Source organism: Micromonospora sp. NPDC000442 (assembly GCF_042898635.1).
Taxonomy (GTDB): domain Bacteria; phylum Actinomycetota; class Actinomycetes; order Mycobacteriales; family Micromonosporaceae; genus Micromonospora.
Window position 1 is genome coordinate 73,036 of record NZ_JBIAYZ010000015.1, and the last position, 16,292, is coordinate 89,327.

The 16,292-nt window shown below is 70.4% G+C and carries 17 protein-coding genes and 1 pseudogene; 5 read left to right on the forward strand and 13 right to left on the reverse strand.

Annotated elements, in window-relative coordinates; genetic code table 11:
• Window positions 1–79 precede the first annotated feature (79 nt).
• Entirely contained in the window at window positions 80–1,363 is a 1,284-nt protein-coding gene (locus tag ACFY2A_RS22520) for an MFS transporter (RefSeq protein ID WP_387174325.1), read from the forward strand.
• On the opposite strand, the gene ACFY2A_RS22525 is transcribed toward ACFY2A_RS22520, so the two are convergent.
• From ACFY2A_RS22525 to ACFY2A_RS22535, 3 genes and pseudogenes are all read right to left on the reverse strand, one after another.
• Window positions 1,302–1,811, reverse strand: coding sequence for a DUF6993 domain-containing protein (locus ACFY2A_RS22525; protein ID WP_387174327.1), 510 nt, complete (start codon window positions 1,809–1,811; stop codon window positions 1,302–1,304). The two genes, ACFY2A_RS22520 and ACFY2A_RS22525, sit on opposite strands and share 62 nt — an antisense overlap.
• Window positions 1,812–1,916: 105 nt before the next feature.
• A pseudogene (locus tag ACFY2A_RS22530) lies at window positions 1,917–2,084 on the reverse strand (cell division protein DivIVA); the annotation flags it as partial.
• A gap of 503 nt (window positions 2,085–2,587) precedes the next feature.
• A complete protein-coding gene (locus ACFY2A_RS22535) occupies window positions 2,588–3,523 on the reverse strand; it encodes an alpha/beta hydrolase family protein (protein ID WP_387174329.1) in 936 nt (311 codons plus the stop codon).
• A 59-nt stretch (window positions 3,524–3,582) separates the two neighbouring features.
• On the opposite strand from ACFY2A_RS22535, the gene ACFY2A_RS22540 reads away from it, so the two are divergent.
• Window positions 3,583–4,143, forward strand: coding sequence for a helix-turn-helix domain-containing protein (locus tag ACFY2A_RS22540; RefSeq protein ID WP_387174331.1), 561 nt, complete (start codon window positions 3,583–3,585; stop codon window positions 4,141–4,143).
• A gap of 32 nt (window positions 4,144–4,175) precedes the next feature.
• Here the strand turns inward: ACFY2A_RS22540 and ACFY2A_RS22545 are convergent, their stop codons facing one another.
• From ACFY2A_RS22545 to ACFY2A_RS22565, 5 genes are all read right to left on the reverse strand, one after another.
• Complete coding sequence (locus ACFY2A_RS22545) at window positions 4,176–5,042, reverse strand: NAD(P)-dependent oxidoreductase (protein WP_387174333.1); 867 nt, start codon at window positions 5,040–5,042, stop codon at window positions 4,176–4,178.
• Window positions 5,043–5,104: 62 nt separating this feature from the next.
• Entirely contained in the window at window positions 5,105–5,848 is a 744-nt protein-coding gene (locus tag ACFY2A_RS22550) for an SDR family NAD(P)-dependent oxidoreductase (protein ID WP_387174335.1), read from the reverse strand.
• 145 nt (window positions 5,849–5,993) lie between these two features.
• Window positions 5,994–6,950 carry a diacylglycerol/lipid kinase family protein gene (locus ACFY2A_RS22555; protein ID WP_387174337.1) on the reverse strand — a complete coding sequence of 319 codons (957 nt, stop codon included), beginning with the start codon at window positions 6,948–6,950 and terminating at the stop codon, window positions 5,994–5,996.
• Between the two features lie 47 nt (window positions 6,951–6,997).
• Window positions 6,998–7,576, reverse strand: a complete 579-nt coding sequence (locus ACFY2A_RS22560) for an HD family hydrolase (protein WP_387174339.1) — start codon at window positions 7,574–7,576, stop codon at window positions 6,998–7,000.
• Window positions 7,573–8,739, reverse strand: a complete 1,167-nt coding sequence (locus ACFY2A_RS22565) for a helix-turn-helix domain-containing protein (protein WP_387174426.1) — start codon at window positions 8,737–8,739, stop codon at window positions 7,573–7,575. The genes ACFY2A_RS22560 and ACFY2A_RS22565 overlap by 4 nt, the downstream gene beginning before the upstream one ends.
• 152 nt (window positions 8,740–8,891) lie before the next feature.
• Between ACFY2A_RS22565 and ACFY2A_RS22570 the strand changes: the two genes are divergently transcribed.
• Both ACFY2A_RS22570 and ACFY2A_RS22575 read left to right on the forward strand, forming a co-directional pair.
• Window positions 8,892–9,062 carry a hypothetical protein gene (locus ACFY2A_RS22570; protein WP_387174341.1) on the forward strand — a complete coding sequence of 57 codons (171 nt, stop codon included), beginning with the start codon at window positions 8,892–8,894 and terminating at the stop codon, window positions 9,060–9,062.
• Window positions 9,052–10,287, forward strand: a complete 1,236-nt coding sequence (locus tag ACFY2A_RS22575; RefSeq protein WP_387174343.1) for a helix-turn-helix domain-containing protein — start codon at window positions 9,052–9,054, stop codon at window positions 10,285–10,287. The genes ACFY2A_RS22570 and ACFY2A_RS22575 overlap by 11 nt, the downstream gene beginning before the upstream one ends.
• A gap of 161 nt (window positions 10,288–10,448) precedes the next feature.
• Here ACFY2A_RS22575 and htpG read toward each other — a convergent pair whose 3' ends face one another.
• The 5 genes from htpG to ACFY2A_RS22600 all read right to left on the reverse strand — a co-directional run bounded on the left by htpG (window position 10,449) and on the right by ACFY2A_RS22600 (window position 15,656).
• Window positions 10,449–12,365, reverse strand: coding sequence for a molecular chaperone HtpG (gene htpG, locus ACFY2A_RS22580; RefSeq protein WP_387174345.1), 1,917 nt, complete (start codon window positions 12,363–12,365; stop codon window positions 10,449–10,451).
• A gap of 178 nt (window positions 12,366–12,543) precedes the next feature.
• The gene (locus ACFY2A_RS22585) at window positions 12,544–12,810 is read right to left on the reverse strand and encodes a GlsB/YeaQ/YmgE family stress response membrane protein (RefSeq protein ID WP_363922334.1); all 267 of its coding nucleotides are present in this window, start codon (window positions 12,808–12,810) and stop codon (window positions 12,544–12,546) included.
• 139 nt (window positions 12,811–12,949) lie between these two features.
• The gene (locus tag ACFY2A_RS22590) at window positions 12,950–13,513 is read right to left on the reverse strand and encodes a GerMN domain-containing protein (protein WP_387174428.1); all 564 of its coding nucleotides are present in this window, start codon (window positions 13,511–13,513) and stop codon (window positions 12,950–12,952) included.
• 101 nt (window positions 13,514–13,614) lie between these two features.
• Window positions 13,615–14,970 carry a sensor histidine kinase gene (locus ACFY2A_RS22595; protein WP_387174347.1) on the reverse strand — a complete coding sequence of 452 codons (1,356 nt, stop codon included), beginning with the start codon at window positions 14,968–14,970 and terminating at the stop codon, window positions 13,615–13,617.
• A complete protein-coding gene (locus ACFY2A_RS22600; RefSeq protein WP_387174349.1) occupies window positions 14,967–15,656 on the reverse strand; it encodes a response regulator transcription factor in 690 nt (229 codons plus the stop codon). Before ACFY2A_RS22600 ends, ACFY2A_RS22595 begins: the two co-directional genes overlap by 4 nt.
• A 153-nt stretch (window positions 15,657–15,809) precedes the next feature.
• On the opposite strand from ACFY2A_RS22600, the gene ACFY2A_RS22605 reads away from it, so the two are divergent.
• On the forward strand, window positions 15,810–16,253 hold the full coding sequence (locus tag ACFY2A_RS22605; RefSeq protein ID WP_387174351.1) for an STAS domain-containing protein: 444 nt from the start codon (window positions 15,810–15,812) through the stop codon (window positions 16,251–16,253).
• The last annotated feature ends 39 nt before the right edge of the window (window positions 16,254–16,292 follow it).

Below are 16,292 nucleotides of genomic sequence, written 5' to 3' on the forward strand. Positions count from 1 at the left end.
GGCGTCCGCATATTGCCTCGATGCGACTCAACACCCGAGGCTGTGAGCCACCTTTACTGCTCAACACCCGAGGTGGCTCGTGCGTCGGAACGCGATCCTGTTCGTGGCGGTGTCCCTGCTGTCCGGTCTCGGCGGCAGCGCCATGGCCCTGGTCGCCGGGATCTGGATCCTCGACCTCACCAACTCCCCCGGCCTGGCCGCGCTCGCCGGCCTCTGCGGATACGCCCCCACCCTGGCCGGCCCGTGGCTCGGCGCCGTCGTCGACAGGTTGCCCCGCCGCCCGCTTGTCATCGCGACCAACCTGACCGTCGCCGCCGTCCTGCCCAGCCTGCTGGCGGTCCGTGGCCCCGGCCAGGTGTGGCTGCTGTTCTGCGTGGCCACGGTCTACGGCATCGCGTACGTCCTGGTCGACGCGGGCGAGAGCGCCCTGCTGCCGGCCGCCCTGTCGGGTGTCCATCTCGGGCAGGTGAACGGGTGGCGCTCCAGCGCCCAGGAAGGCGTCAAGCTGGTCGCCCCGCTGGCCGGCGCCGGCCTGTACGCCTGGCAGGGCGGCCAGCTGGTCGCGCTGCTCGCCGCCGTCCTACCGGCCCTCGCCGCGGCCGGCTACGCGGCGCTGCGCCTGACCCGCACGCCGCCGCCGGTCGCGCCCCCGGACCGGGGGGTCAGAGTCGGGCTCACCGTCCTGTTCGGCGCGGTGTCGATCCGGCGGCCGGTGATGCTCGCCGCGGTCGCCATCGGCATGTCCGGTTTCACCACCGCCGCCGGCTACGCCGTCGTCACCGACACGCTCGGCCTACCGGCGACGTTCCTGGGTGTACTACTCAGCGCCCAGGGTGCCGGCTCGGTCGCCGGTGGACTGGTGGTCGGCCGGATGATCGCCCGATTCGGCCCGACGGCGGTGGCCCTGGCCGGGGCCGAACTCTTCGCCATCAGCTGCCTGGGCAGATGCCTGCCGTGGTGGCCAGCGGTGGTCGCCGCGTCGGTGGTGACCGGTCTGGGGTTGCCGTGGGCGCTCGTCGCGGCCGTCACCGCCGTCCAGACACACAGCCCCGACGCACTGCTCGGCCGGATCGCCGCCACCGCCAACACGATCATGTTCGGGCCGATCGCGGCGACGACTCCGCTCGGCTCCGCCGCCGTACAGCTCGGCGCCCGGCCACCGCTCGTTCTCGCTGCCGCCGTCTGCCTCACCGCCTGCGCGCTGACCTGGCGACGTCGGCGCGACCGGACACCGTCGCACCCCTCCCCCGTGTCAGCCGGTCGTCCCGGGCTCACGCCGTGCGCCGAGACGCCGGACGGCCTCAGTGCGAGAAGGGCTCCAGACACCCGAATTCGGCAGCCGAGCCGCGGACCTCGACCATGACTCGTTCGGGCCGCACGTCCCCGATCACACAGCCCACGTCCGCGAAGCGCACCGCGTACACCGCACCCGGCGGGGGTGTGGTCTCCTGCCCGATCGGCGTTCGCATGGCGGTGACCTCGATCGCGTCTGCCGTGATGCCCAGGTCGAGCAGCACTCGCTGAGTGGACGCCGGCGCGAAGTCCCCGGCCGCGCGTAGTGCCTCAAGCTTGGGCCGGATCCGCGCGGCGAGCTTCTGCCCGGTGCGCTGGTCCGCGGCGGAGAGCTCGTGCCGTCGCTTCCAGCCGTTGTTGTCGGCATGGTTGGGGGGTGCATCCCCCTGCGGAGCGACCGGCTTCGCCAGCGCGGTGGGCGACGCCGACGTGCTCGTCGGTATCGCCTGCGCGTCGTCGCCCCCGGTGCCCGGGGCCGCGCAGCCGAGCAACAGCACGGCCAGCGAAGCAGCAGCCACCGACAAGCTGGTCTTCCCTGCCCGCATCATCGACCCCCGTCGTTTCGAATCCGAGGATCAGATTGTACGAGGCTCGGGCGGGTCCCGGCGGTCACCGCTGACTCTGGCCGCTTGTTCGTGGGCCTGGTTGAGGATCGCCTCGGCCTCCCGTCGGGCTGCGGTGACAATCGCCTCGCTCTCGCGCCGCGCCTCGGCGCGGTGGTCGTTGGCCTGTTCCTCGGCGAGTTTGAGGACCTGTTCCACCCGGGTGCCCAGGCCACCGAGACCGGGTCGCGGACGGTTCCGCCGTCGTGGGGCAATGACCGTTGCACCTGTGCTCGTCGCATCGCCTGCCACTCCGGCGTCCTCGTCGCGGTCCACCGGGTCGTCCCCGACGAGATCGGATTTCTTCCTACCGACCAGGAAGAACACGACACCGAGCACCACGATCGCGACGCCGGACCAGAACGCGGTCGCACCAAGGGCAGGACCGGTTACCACGCCGACGCCGAGCCCGACAAGGACGGCGGCAGTCGTGACCGGCTTGCGCATCGGTTCTCCTCGGATGGTTCGTCGGCATACGGTTCCAGCATGACCAGCACGTCAACCCGGCTCGTCCCCGACGGCCGCCCTGACGCAGGAGGAAAGTTGGACCAGCCGAGGTCGTAGCCCTTGCGGAGGCTTGGGCGACGGTGGCCCGGCGCGGTCCGTGGATGATGGACGCGTGAAGCCCGCATTCGTACTCCTGCACAGCCTGTTGCTGGGGCCTCTGACCTGGGCTCCGGTGGGGTTGGGAGTCACCAGCCGGATAAGCCAGGCGTGGGCGGATATCCGAGACGGGTCCGGGCCCACGCCACGATGCGTTTGGTGACCCAGTCGTCCATCGGCCTGGTGAGCTGACCTCGGTACCGCCACAGTCCTGGCGGTCCGGGGTCGCGGCGTAGCAGGTGGGTGAGGTCGGTCGGCACTTCACCGTCGAACGGGCCGGTCACGAGTTGGCCGATGCGTGCGACGTCGGCCGGGTCGACCTGGACGTCCTTGTCGCCGGTGATCGCCAGCACCGGCCTGTCGATGGCGGCCAGGTCCGGGCCCGGGTCGTGGGCGAGATACTCACGTAGCCAACGGTCGGTGAGGCGCGAGCGGGGCATCCGGTCGTGTCGGACGGCGGTGGACCGGCGGATCCGGTCGCGCTCGCGGGCCTGACGGCGCACCAGCACCGGGCCCAACGGCCGCAGTAGCCGTGGCAGCGTGGCCGCGATCCGGTCACTCTGCCAGGCCATCACCTGGTCGCCGGGCTGTGCAGCACCCGCGAGCAGCACATATCCGGCGGGCGGTGGAACCGCCCGTACGAGGTTGGCCGCCACCACCGCTCCGGTCGAGTGCCCGACCACGAAGACCCGCTCCGGGTCCACCGCGGGGCAGGCGCGCAGCGCGGCGAGGGCGGCTGCGGCGTCGCGGCACTCGTCGTGGAAGCCAGTGCTCAAGTAGTCACCCTGCGAGGTACCCACGCCCCGCTTGTCGTAGCGCAGAACGACGCAGCCGTCGTGGGCCAGTGCCACCGCGAGTGCCCGGCCCAGCCCCAGCGCCATCCCGGACATGGCGGAGTCGCGGTCGAGTGGCCCGGAGCCGTTGATGAGCAACGCGCAGGGGTGCCGGCCGTCCACGTTGGGCCGGGTGAGCGTGCCGGCCAGCACCGCTCCCACAGCTCTGATCTCGACAGTGTGCTCCCGCACCGGATCCACCTTCATTCTCACTTCTGAGAATCAGAGGGTTCAAGTTAACATTCTCGATTGTGGGAATCAATGCCGAGCCGGCGAGATCCAGCGCCGGAATCGTGGAGACCGTGCTGCATCCGGGCCGGTTGCGCATCGTGCACGCGCTGATGCACCGCGAGCTGACCGCGCGCCAGCTCAGCGCCGAACTCAGCGACATCCCTCAGGCGTCGCTCTACCGACACGTCGGACGCCTGGTCGACGCGGGGGTGCTACGGGTGACCCGCGAGGAGCGGGTACGTGGCGGCACGCAGCGCACGTACACGGTGGTGGAGTCCGCGGTCACCCTCGGCCCCCACGACTTCGACGCCGCCACACCAAGCGACCACCAGCGCTACTTCGCCGCGTTCGTCGGCGCGCTGGTCGCCGGGTTCGAGCAGTACCTGCGGGCGACCGACGCCGCCCCCACCCGCGACGGCGTGGTGTACCAGCAGATTCCGCTCTGGACCACTCCTGCCGAATCGCGCCAGCTCGCCGCCGCGATCACCGATCTCGTACGACCCCTGCGGACCCGGTCCGAGGGTCAGCGACGGCGCCGGACGACGTTCGCCATGGTGCTGCACCCCGACCCAGCCACGTAGCGGGCTTCGCCGACCAGCGCTCCGGTCGATGGCTACCCGACCGTTGCGTTCAACCCCTCGCCGCCGTGGCCGTCCGCGATGAGCGCTTCGACCCGCGCCGCCACCTCTGCCAATCCGCCATCGCCGAGACGTCGGTCGGCCCGCAGCGCGATGAGATGACGGACGACCGTCAAATGTTCAGTGAGGTCTGCCGGACCTGGCGGGTAGGTGGCCCGCTGCATCTCCGAGACGGTGGCGGGAACCGCCGCCACGACGTGGCCGAGTTGAGTACTCGCCGTACGGGAGAACTCGACCACGTCGACACCAGCCGCGCGTGCCGTTTCCAGGGCTCGTAGCAGGCCGAGTTGGGCGTCGTACCAGACGCCGAACAGGGCGAGGTCCCACACCGCAGCTCCTTCCGGCGCTTCACCGACAAAGCGTGGCGTGCTCAGCAGACCGAGGATCGTCCGGTGCTGCTCGAAGGCGTACGAAGATCCGCTGTACAGGATGGTCGCGGTATCCGTGCCGATCATCTCGGGCGAGGCTTGGATCCCCGCGTCGAGGTAATGTGCGCCTGCGCTGGTGACCCGCCGGGCCGCTACCCGCGCCTCACTGGCGGTCCCCGTGTACATCCCGACAACCGTACGCCCGGACAGGTCCATGTCGATCTGGGCAAGGCACTGCTCAACCGCTGCGAAGTCCTTGAGGGTCAGGAACACGAGGGAGCTTGCTGCCACCGCCTCCCGAATGGACCGCGCTGGTAGTGCCCCGGCGGCCACCAGGTCGGTTGCCCGACCTTCGGTACGGTTCCACACCGTGACATCGTGTCCGCTTCGCAGTAGGCGATATGCCACCGCGCTACCGATCGCTCCGGTGCCGATGATCGCGACCCTTGCTGCCGACTTCTCGGTTCCACCCATGGCGCGATCCTCGGACCTCAACCTAGCTTGAGGTCAAGCGGACGACGGTGGTGAGCCGGGGATCAGATGGTGAAGCCGCCGTCGACGTTGATCGTCGCCCCGGTGATGTAGCGCCCGTCCGTGCTGGCGAGGAACGCCACCGTGGCAGCCACGTCAGCGGGGTCCGCATAGTGGCCGAGGGCGGTGAACCCGTTGATCGTCTCGGCGTTGGGGCCGTCGGCCGGGTTCAATTCGGTGTCCGTGGCCCCTGGGTTCACCAGATTGACGGTGATCGCCCGGCCACCGAGTTCGCGTCCGAGTGCCTTGGTCAGTCCGATCAGGGCGGTCTTGCTCATCGCGTACAACGAGAAGCCCGGAAAGACTGCCCGCTCGGCCACGTTGCTACCGATGTTGATAATCCGCCCACCGGCCGACATGTGGCGCACCGCAGCCTGGGAGGCGACGAACGGCGCCCGGACGTTGACCGCGACGGTCTGTTCGAACTCGTCCATGCTCAGGTGCTCCAGCGGGCCGAGCAGGAACGCGCCGGCGTTGTTGACCAGGATGTCCAACCGACCCCATTCGTCGGCGACCCGGTCGACCGCGCCGACCACGGCCGCCGGGTCGGCGCTGTCCGCCCGCACGGCGACAGCCCGCCGTCCCGCGGTCTTGATCTGATCGACCACGTCGTCGGCGCGTTGCTGATTCCGCTGAAACGTCAGCGCCACATCGGCGCCCTCCTCGGCCAGGCGCAACGCCACCGCTGCGCCAATCCCACGACTACCGCCGGTGACCAGAGCCACCTTGCCGTCAAGTGCGTTGTTCATGACGCAAAGCCTGGTCGACCGAGGGTCAACTGTCCGGCGGAGATCGGACGCCGCGTTCGCAGCCGACACCAGCGGCCCCACCGGTCCGCTGGCGACCGGTCATCCGTAGTGGTATCGATAGCCGCCGCCTCCAGCGTCACGCCCCTCACCGCGATGCCGGCGCCTCCTCGGCGTCCCGGTCGGGGCAGCAGACGGTCAGGGCGGCGGGCACGGCCCGTACCTTCAGCTTCCGTGCCGTGCTGCGGGCGCCGCCGTCCAACTCGTACGTCTTCGGCTCGGCGAATCGGACCTTGACCTTGCGTCCCCGGGTGATCCGCACGAACTTCGAGTCCTCGGAACGGCCGGTGGCCATCTTGCCGAGGGTGCGCGCCCAGTCGACGGCCCCGCTGGCGGTGGAGACCCCGATCTCCAGCGCGCCGCTGTCGGGGCGGGCATCGTCGAAGGCGGGAATTCCGCCGGTGATGGTGCCGACGTTGCCGAACAGCACGCAACTGGCCTCACCGTCGAACCAGAGGGCACCGTCGACGGTGATCCTGGTCCGGGTCAGCTCGCCACGCACGTGGCGCAGCCCGGTCCACACGTAGGCGAGCCGGCCGAGGCGGCCCTTCATCTCCCGGTCCGCCTCGCGGATGAGATCACCGTCGAACCCGGCACCGGCCATCACCGCGAAATGCTCGCCGTTGAGCTTGCCCAGGTCGAGGCGGCGACGCCGGCCGTGCAGGCCGATCCGCACCGCCTCCCGCAGGTCCTCGGGAATGCCCAGGTTGGTGGCGAAAAGGTTGGCGGTGCCGGCCGGCAGGATCGCCATCGGGACCCGGGATCCGGCGAGGGTGTCGGCGCAGCGTTGGACCATGCCGTCGCCGCCCCAGACGAGGACCAGCTCGGCACCCTTGTCGAGCGCCTTGCGGACCTTCTTCGGCGCCTTGCGACTCTTGGGCACCTCGTACCAGAGCAGGTGCTCGACGCCCGCGCCGACGAGGGCGGCGCGCAGCTCGTCCAGGCCGCCACCGAGGTTCTTCTTCCGGTGGGCCACGACCGCGACGGTGCCCACCGCCACGACGGGGGCCGGCCGGTCCGGATCCACAAGCACACTCGCACTCATGCCGGCGACTGATACCCAGCCACCAGAAACTCCACTCCTGGGTGCTACTACCGTGGTTTCGGCGCAGCGAGCCAGGCGAGGGGTTGACCGGTGAGGGCGGCGTCGGCGAGGCGGTGAGCTGACGCCGTCTTCAAGGCGGCTCGGGAGCTGTCGATCCACCGCTGAACATCACCGATGCCCTGGTGGCGATATTCCACGGCTTGGACAAGGCATTCGAGTTTGTCGGCGTCACGAGCGACAACGGCTTCGAGAGTCTCGCCGGCCTCGTACTCGGCTACCGCCGCGGTGATGGCGTCGGCCACGGCGGGTGGACAGGCGGCGACCTGGTCGGCGGTGACCGTGGTGTTGGGCACGGCGGTCAAGTACCGCTTGGCTATGTGGGGGATGTCGGTGGTCCGGGTCTCCTGGGTGTCGTGCAGCACACACAGCATGGATACCCGGGCGGCATCGGCGCCCTCCATCGCCGCGAGCATCATGCCGATGAGCGCGGTGCGGAACGAGTGCTCGGCGATCGACTCGGGGTGCGCGACACCGGCAAACCACCAGCCCGTGCGGGTCGCTCGCTTGAGCACACCCGCCTCGAAGATGAAGCTCATCGCCCCAGCGGCCGCGTGGTCGTCGCTCATGTGACCGTCCTCGTGCCCGTGATTCCGTCCGCCCGCAGGCTGTAGACGATAGACGTTAGTTCCTGCCTGGACTGAACCGAGATGCTGTCGCTGTCGAGCAGTACGGCGCTGCGGGCGGCCAACGCATGTCCGGTAGCAGGGTCATCGTGGGCAAGTCCGCGTCGAGCAGCGAGCAGAACCCATACATTGTGAATGTTGAGGTCCACGAACGGATGTTCAGGGCGTAGACGCGCAACCAAGTGACGGAGAAGATGTGAGCCGCGCCAGTCGGCCCGGGCGGTGGGCATAAAAAAGTCGTTTCGCTGACGATAGGGGATTTCACCTACCCAGTAGGCCGAGTAGTTCAGCGCCGCGTTATGGCAGGCGTCGTCCGGGTGGGCCTCAGCGATAAAGGCGCGGAGTGGCTCCGGATCGCCTTGGTTGGCCAGCGAGGTGACCACCGATCGGGCGTTGGGCCACATCGCTGACCAAGTTTGGATGCGGGTTATCCTGCCGGCCGTCCGGGCGTTGTTCTGCGCGAGCCAGATGGCGGATTCCTTCGTGGGATCTGTGCCGGCAAGGAAGCAGGCCTGTCGGTGCAACAGGATGTGCGGGTGCCGGCCGGCCGCGGCACGTTCGACAAGTACGTGAAGGTGCTCGAAGAAGATGCGACGCTCATCGGCCGCGAGGATTGGTCCACTGGCTACCGGGCCTCGCCGAGGGTGGGGCGACGAACAATCTCTGACGAAGCTCGGTGCCCGGCCAAGAACCGCCCAGACGATCAGATCGCTCAGTTGATGGGTGAGCACCGACCAACCGAGAGGTTGCTCAGCAAGCTCGCTTCGTTCCACCTGCTCATCAAGGACGCGAGACAGGATGAAGTCCGCTTCGGCAGCATCGTCGACCGCAGCAAGCATGCGCGAGCTGGCGCCTAGCATGCCGAGTTTTTGCCGGATCGTGATTGCGTGCCCGAAGGGTACGGCGGTGAAAGGCCGCCGCCCGGACTCCCAGCTCTGCACGGTCGCGCGGTCGACCCCCAGCTTGACGGCCACCTGTTCCTGCGTCATTGGAATGGACTCACGGATCAGTTTCAGCAGGTAACCCGTCACCCAGCCGCGCGACCTGGGGGATCGACCGTCAACCTTCACCCGCAACCCCCACGTTGACCGGCAGTCGACGTTCATCCGCCGATTGATTACCTCCATGCGCCGGGATGCCGTGCCCACCCGTACTGCTGGTGAGTCCAACCACCGTCGCCGCGATCGTAGCCTCGCAGTTACCGAGCGTGCCATATCCGGGCTGCAACTCGGGCCAACCTGCCAGGAGGGACACAAGGATGCCGAAGGCACCCAACAACGAGTCAGCGGTCGCCCGGGGCGAGCAGGTCGAGGCGGCTGAGCGGGACGCCGCGCGGCGGCGGCTGCTGGAACAGGCCGAGGCGGAGCGCGTACCCGTGGAAGACATCACGCGGGCGGTGCCGGATCGGCGGTGGCGGCGTGACCGGTAGGGGCGAGGTGCCGATCGGGCGGCGGGTGGCGCAGTGGCGGGCCCGGCGGCGGATGACCCAGCAGGCGCTCGCCGACCGGTTGGGCAAATCGAAGAGCTGGGTGGACAAGGTGGAACGGGGTGCCCGCGCCCTGGACAAGTTCTCGCTGATCCGGCAGATCGCCGACGTGCTGCGGGTCGAGCCGGCGGTGTTGCTCGGCGAACGGCCGGCGACGTTGGTCGGCGCAGTGCCGGTGGACGGGCTCGACGGGGTGCGGACCGCGCTGGCCCGCTACGGAGGGCTCCCCCAGGTGGGGTGCCAGGTGCCGGCGGTCGAGGTGCGCCGGCAGGTCGGGCACGCCTGGCTGAGCTATCAGCATGCGCGGTATCCGCAAGTGGTCCGGCTACTGCCGGGGCTGCTGGACGCCGCCCGGGGCATCCCTCGCGACGACGCCGAACTGCTGGTGCAGGTGTACCGGATCGCCTCGGCGGTGCTGGTGAAGCTGGGCGAACCGGATCTCGCCTGGCTGGCCGCCGACCGAGCGGCGACGGTGGCGGGTGGTGACGCGCTCCTGGCCGGCACGGCGGCCGTCGCGGTCGGGCAGGCGTTGCGCGCCGCGGGTCGGGAACGGCTCGCGTTGACGGCGACCTTCGACGCCGCCGTACGGCTGGTGCCGACGCTGACCGGGACGGCGGGAGACGCGCCGGAGCCGACACCGGGTGCATCTGCGGTGGGTGGCACCCTGCTGCTCCAGGCCGCCTTCGCCGCCGCCACCCGCGGTGAGGTCCGCCAGGCCGGGCAGTTGCTCGACCGGGCCGCCGACCTCGCAACCGGCGCTCGGGATCGTGCCGGTGTCGGCCAGAACGGCGAGCAGCATCCCGGGGAGGACGGGCAGCGCACGTGTTTCGGGCCGGTCGTCGTGGAGTTGGCGCGGGTGCTGGTGGCGGTCGAACGGGGCGACGCGGCCGAGGCGGTGTGCCGGCACGAGATGGTGATCCGGCGCGACGGGTGGCGACGGCTGCCGGCCGAGTACCGGGGTGCCTACCTGGTGGACGCCGCACGGGCGTACCTGCTCGCCGGTGACCTGCTCGGTGCCGGCCGGATGCTGGTCGCCGCCGACGCGGTGGCACCGGCCGAGGTCCGGTCGCGGTCGTCGGCGCGTACGCTGCTGGCCGACATCGCCCGAGGTCGACCCGCACCGGCCGGCGTGGCGCGGCTGACCACGCTCGCCGGCCTCACCCGCTGACCTGCCGCCCCGACGACACTGGAACCGACATCGTCCCCCTCTCGGACGAGCCGCAGCTCCGACACGTTCCTGACGCCCACCGCCACGGTCATGCCCGCTGCCGGGATCGAGTTGGTGCCACTCGATCCCGGCAGCGGGCGCGATTCCGACCGCGGGCGCGGCTACAGGGTGCGGGCGAGGCGGTCGGCGAGGATCCGGGCGAACCGCGACGGGTCGGCCAGGTCACCACCCTCGGCGAGCAACGCGGTGCCGTAGAGCAGCTCGGCGGTCTCCGCCAGGGAGTCGCCGGTGGCGCCCTGCTCGTGTGCCTTGCGCAGGCCGGTGACGAGCGGGTGGGTCGGGTTGATCTCCAGGATACGCTTCACCTTCGGCACCGCCTGCCCCGTCGCCCGGTACATCTTCTCCAGGGTCGGGGTGAGGTCGTGGGCGTCGCCCACCACGCAGGCGGGTGAGGTGGTCAGCCGCGACGACAGCCGGACCTCCTTGACGTTGTCCGCCAGCACGGTGCTCATCCAGCCGAGCAGGTCGGCGTACTCGGTGCGCTGCCGCTCACGTTCGGCTTCGGCCTCGGTGCGCTCCTGCTCGGTGTCCAGGTCGACCTGCCCCTTGGCGACCGAGCGCAGTGTCTTGCCCGCGTAGCTGCCCACCCGCTCGACCCAGACCTCGTCGACCGGGTCGGTGAGCAGCAGCACCTCGTAGCCCTTGGCGCGGAACGCCTCCATGTGCGGGGAGTTCTCGATGGTGGCCCGGTTCTCGCCGGTGGCGTAGTAGATGTCGTGCTGACCCTCGCGCATGCGTTCGACGTAGCCGGCGAGGTCGGTCTGCTCGGCCGGGTCGTGGGTGGAGGCCACCGACAGGATCTCCAGCAGGGTTTCCTGGTTGTCGGTGTCCGCCAGCAGGCCCTCCTTGACCGCCGGCCCGAACTCGGACCAGAAGGTGCGGTAGCGCTCCGGCTGGTCGGTCTTGAGTTCCTTGACCGTGGCGAGGATCTTCTTGACCAGGCGGCGGCGTACGGCGCGGATCTGCCGGTCCTGCTGGAGGATCTCCCGGGAGATGTTCAGCGAGAGGTCGTGGGCGTCCACCACACCCTTGACGAACCGCAGGTAGTTGGGCATCAACGCGTCGCAGTCGTCCATGATGAACACGCGCTTGACGTAGAGCTGCACCCCGCGGCGCCCCTGAGGGGAGAACAGGTCCAGCGGCGCGTGGGAGGGGATGAACAGCAGCGCCTCGTACTCGAAGGTCCCCTCCCCCCGCATGTGGATGGTTTCCAGCGGGTCCGCCCAGTCGTGGCTGACGTGCTTGTAGAACTCGTGGTACTCGGCCGGCTCGACCTCGCCGCGCGGGCGGGCCCACAGCGCCTTCATCGAGTTGAGCGTGACCGTCTCGATGGTGGTGGGGGCGTCGTCCGCGCCCGGACGCTCGACGGTCATCCGGATCGGGTGGGCGATGAAGTCGGAGTAGCGTTTGACGATCTCCCGGATCGTCCACTCGGCGGTGTAGTCGTGCAGGTTGTCCTCGGCGTCGGCGGGCTTGAGGTGCAGGGTCACCGCCGTGCCCTGGGGAGCGTCGTCGAGCGTCTCGATGGTGTAGGTGCCCTCGCCGGTGGACTCCCAGCGCGTACCGCCGCTCTCACCGGCCCGCCGGGTGACCAGCTCGACCCGCTCGGCGACCATGAACGCGGCGTAGAAGCCGACGCCGAACTGACCGATCAACTCCTGCGAGGCACCCGCGTCCTTGGCCTCACGCAGTTGCCGCAGCAGCTCCGCGGTGCCGGACTTGGCGATCGTGCCGATGACGGAGACGACCTCGTCGCGGCTCATGCCGATGCCGTTGTCCCGCACGGTGAGGCTGCGGCCGTCCCGGTCGACCTCAATCGCGATGTGCAGGTCGCCGGTGTCGACGGCGAGGTCCTTGTCGACCATCGACGCCAGGCGCAGCTTGTCCAGCGCGTCGCTGGCATTCGAGATCAACTCGCGGAGGAAGACATCCTTGTTCGAGTAGATCGAGTGGACCATCAGCCGGAGCAGCTGACGCGCTTCGGCCTGGAACTCCAACGTCTCGGCCCGGTCGTTCACACCAAGTCCCTTTCCGATCGTCAACACGACGGTTCGCGGAAAGGATACGAGTCGTCGCGCTACGCGTGCGCCGGGTGGTCCGGTCCGTGGGCATCGGCACCGCGCGTGTCACCGGTCGGTGCCCGGCACGGCGCCGGCCCGCCCCGGGATTCGGGGCGGGTCGGCGTCCGGGACCGGGTCAGCGTCGACGGCCATAGGTGCCGGCGACCAACGAGACGCCGACGGCGGCGAAGGCGATCTGGATGAACAGCTCGATCCAGTCGATGCCGGCGGTCTCGTCGACGCCGAGCACGCCGGCGAGCAGCGTGCCGAGGATCGCGGCGACGATACCGATCAGGATGGTCAGCAGGATCGGAATGCGCTGGCGGCCCGGCACGACGAGCCGGCCGAGGGCACCGATGACCAGACCGATGAGGATGGCGGTGAAGAAGCCACTGATTTCCACGAGAGCCGTCCCTTCGATTGTCAGAGTTGAGCGACGATGAGGTGCCCTGCCCCGCAGGGCCGGCAAACGCCGCACCGGACCTCCGCGGCCGTTGTCACGCAACCGTCGTGCAACCGAAGGGCTTCCGTCATCCGGACCGTCAACGCGGGTTGATCAGCACTGCGTAGTCGGCCGCGGTGAGCGGCCCGGACGACAGTGAGCCGTCCGCCCGGGGGACGCTCAGCGGCGTGTCACCCTCCAGGAACAGCACCGCCGTGACGTCGGTGCGGGCGCTGAGCGTGCAGACGATCTGACCGTACGCCAGCCGACCGTCGCTGCGGCCGGTGTCCACGGCGGTCAGCCCGACGGTGACCCGGGCCAGCCCGTCGACGAGCTCGACCACCGCGCTGGTGAAGGCTCCCGGCAGGGCACTGGTCAGCCCGTCGTCGCGCTCGGCGGGGGTCGGCCCGGCCAACAGGCCCCGCAACTGCGCGTCGAGCGCGGGCACCTGGTCGGCGCGACGGATCACCGGCACCAGGCGTTCGTCTCGGGAGAAGTAGAGCACCTCGGTGACCGCGCCGGTCTCCGCCGCCGTCGGTGCCGCCGTGGCGGTGGACGGGAAGGGCACGGGTGGCGGGGTGACCGCGCGGGGTCGGTCCTCGGCGGGCACCCCGCAGGCCCCGAGCAGGGCGAACACGGCGGTGCCCACCGCAACCCCGGCCATCCGACCGGCGCGGACGGTACCCCCGGCCCTGGCGGTCCGCCCGACCCGGACGGTGCGCGCCGCTCGGACGGTACGCCCGAACCTGACGGCGGCGGAGGGGGTCATGAGATGCTCCCGGGCAGGGTGATGCGGAACCGCGCGCCACCCTCGGGGCGGTCGCTGACGGAGGCGTCTCCGCCGTGCGCGGCGGCGTGTTGGGCCACCAGGGCCAGCCCCAGGCCGGTGCCGTCGCCGCCGCCGCGGTAGTTGGCCGCGCGACCACGGACGAAGCGGTCGAAGATCATCTTGCGGTCCTCCATCGGCACTCCCGGGCCCTCGTCGTCGACCTCGATCACGCCCACGTCCGCGGCGTGGGACAGCCGCACCCCGACCGGCCCCGCGCCGTACCGCTCGGCGTTGTCCAGCAGGTTGGTCAACACCTGGGTGACCCGGCGACGGTCCACCCACCAACTGGGCGGCGTCCCCGCCGCCAGCTGCACCATCGACTCCGGCAGGTCCCGGTCGCGGCACGCCTGGCGGGCCAGCTCGGGCAGGTCGACCGGCTCCCGGTGCACCGGCTGGTCACCACGGGCCAGGTCCAGCAGGTCGTTGACCAGTTGCTGGAAACGGTCGATCTCGTCGGCGACGAGCCGGGCCGCGGTGGCGGTCCGCTCGTCCTGGCCCTCCCGACGGCGGGACAGCACACTCGCCGCCGCGGCGAGGGTCTGCAACGGCGAGCGCAGCTCGTGGCTGACGTCGGCGGCGAAGCGCCGGTCCCGGTCGATCCGCCCGGCCAACTCGTCGACCATCCGGTTGAAGGAGGTGGAGAGGCGGGTCAGGTCCGGGTCGGTGTCCGGGGCGAGCCGGGTGGTGAAGTCACCGGCCGCGATCCGCTCGGCCGCGTCGGCGACGGCGGTCAGCGGGCGCAACCCGTGCCGGGTGGCGTACCAGCCGAGGGCCGCCCCCGACCCGGCGACCACGATCGCCACCGCGGTGAGCGCCAGCGCCAGAACCTGGAAGGTCTGCTCCAGTTCCCGCAGTGAGGCGATCTCGTAGAAGGCGGTCGACTCGGACAGCGGCACGCCGACCAGCAGCACCGGATTGTCATTGACGCGGACCCGCTGCACGGCCGGCTCCCCCGCCGAGACCAGGTCCTGAAGCCGGGCCGGAACGAGTGTGGTGAGCCCGTTGTCGGCGCTGCGGGCGTACCACTCGCCGTCGAGCAGCACCAGGGGTCGTCGGCCGGTGCCGGTGTCCAACGCCCGCAGCGCCTCCGCGACGTCCGGGTTCTCGGTGTTCAGGCCGGCGCGGACCACCGCCGCGTCGTAGTACGCCGCCCGCAGCAGGGTGCGCTCCCGCTCGTCGAGCAGGGTGCGGCGGGTCAGCTCGTACGACACCAGGGCCATCGAGGCGGACAGCAGCAGCGCGCCGATCGCGAACGCGGCGGTGACCCGGGCACGTAGTCCGAGACGTCTCATCGTTGCAGTTTGTAACCCAGGCCGCGCAACGTCACCAGATGCCGGGGGTTGGCCGGATCGGCCTCGATCTTCTGGCGCAGCCGACCGACGTGCACGTCGACCAGCCGTTCGTCGCCGCTGTCGTAACCCCAGACCCGGCTGAGCAGCTGCTGGCGCGAGAGCACCCGGCCGGCGTGTTCGGCCAGCTCGCACAGCAGCCGGAACTCGGTACGGGTGACCGCGACCGGCTCGCCGGACCGGCGTACCTCCCCCGCCTCGGGGCTCACCTCCAACTCACCGAAGGCGAGCACCGGCACCGGCTCCGGGCCGTCCGACGCGGTCACCGTGCGACCGCGTCGGCGCAGAGCGCGCAGCCGAGCGGTCAGTTCCTTGATCGCCACCGGCTTGACCACGTAGTCGTCGGCACCGGCCTCCAGGGCGGCGACGATGTCGTGGGTGTCGTCGCGGGCACTGACCACGACGATCGGCACGTCGTCGTCCCGGCGCAGCTGGCGGATGCCCTCGAAGCCGTCGATGCCGGGCAGCATCAGGTCGACCAGGACGTAGTCGGCGGGATCCCGGCGCTGCGTGCGCAGCCCCTCCTCGGCGGTGGCCGCTCCCCGGGCCTCGTAGCCCTCGTCCTCCAGAGCGAGCAGCAACGCCAACCGGATCCGGTCGTCGTCCTCGATCACCAGTACCGCTGTCATACCGGAATCATCCCCAAGCCCTGACCGCCGGGCCAACCGCGATCGGCAACAGGGTGTTTTGTCACGCAACTGTCATCCGTCCGCGCGGTGCCCGCCAACCCCGCTGGGCAGGGTGAGAGCCACTCGGAGACCGCAGGAGAGGGGGCCTTGGCCGTGACCGCACCACGACGCCCCGAGTGCTCGGTGCCGCTGGTGGAGGTGTCCATCACCGAGTTCGATCTGAGCTGCCTGCCGGAGACCGGCGCGGTCCTCGATCAGCTGCTGGCCCTGCGTCCCCAGCAGGTCGTGATCGATCTGGCCGGCTGCCGGCACATCGACGCCGCCGCCATCGGTCTGCTCCTCGACGTGCACCGCCGGATGGTCCGCGCCGGAGGTGTGCTGGCGGTACGCAATCCGAACCCGCGCATCACCCGCATCCTGCAGACCGCCCGGCTGGACCAGATCCTGCCGGTGCACACCGACGCCGCCGCTGCGGCCCCGCTGACGGAGGCGGGAGCCACGTCGGTTTCCGCCGCACCGGGTGCCTCGCCGGGCGGCGAGGCACCGCAGCCGCGCGCTGCCGCGTACGGCCGCGCCGCGGTCACCGTGCGCACCTGACACACCGCAGCCGACCGCATCAGATCGTGAGTACGAGGA

Coding starts and splice junctions, on each gene's coding strand:
- ACFY2A_RS22545 (WP_387174333.1), bottom strand. CDS start 5,042: ATGGGTGGAACCGAGAAGTCGGCAGCAAGGGTCGCGATCATCGGCACC.
- ACFY2A_RS22550 (WP_387174335.1), bottom strand. CDS start 5,848: ATGAACAACGCACTTGACGGCAAGGTGGCTCTGGTCACCGGCGGTAGT.
- ACFY2A_RS22555 (WP_387174337.1), bottom strand. CDS start 6,950: ATGAGTGCGAGTGTGCTTGTGGATCCGGACCGGCCGGCCCCCGTCGTG.
- ACFY2A_RS22560 (WP_387174339.1), bottom strand. CDS start 7,576: ATGAGCGACGACCACGCGGCCGCTGGGGCGATGAGCTTCATCTTCGAG.
- ACFY2A_RS22565 (WP_387174426.1), bottom strand. CDS start 8,739: ATGAACGTCGACTGCCGGTCAACGTGGGGGTTGCGGGTGAAGGTTGAC.
- ACFY2A_RS22570 (WP_387174341.1), top strand. CDS start 8,892: ATGCCGAAGGCACCCAACAACGAGTCAGCGGTCGCCCGGGGCGAGCAG.
- ACFY2A_RS22590 (WP_387174428.1), bottom strand. CDS start 13,513: ATGGCCGGGGTTGCGGTGGGCACCGCCGTGTTCGCCCTGCTCGGGGCC.
- ACFY2A_RS22595 (WP_387174347.1), bottom strand. CDS start 14,970: ATGAGACGTCTCGGACTACGTGCCCGGGTCACCGCCGCGTTCGCGATC.
- ACFY2A_RS22600 (WP_387174349.1), bottom strand. CDS start 15,656: ATGACAGCGGTACTGGTGATCGAGGACGACGACCGGATCCGGTTGGCG.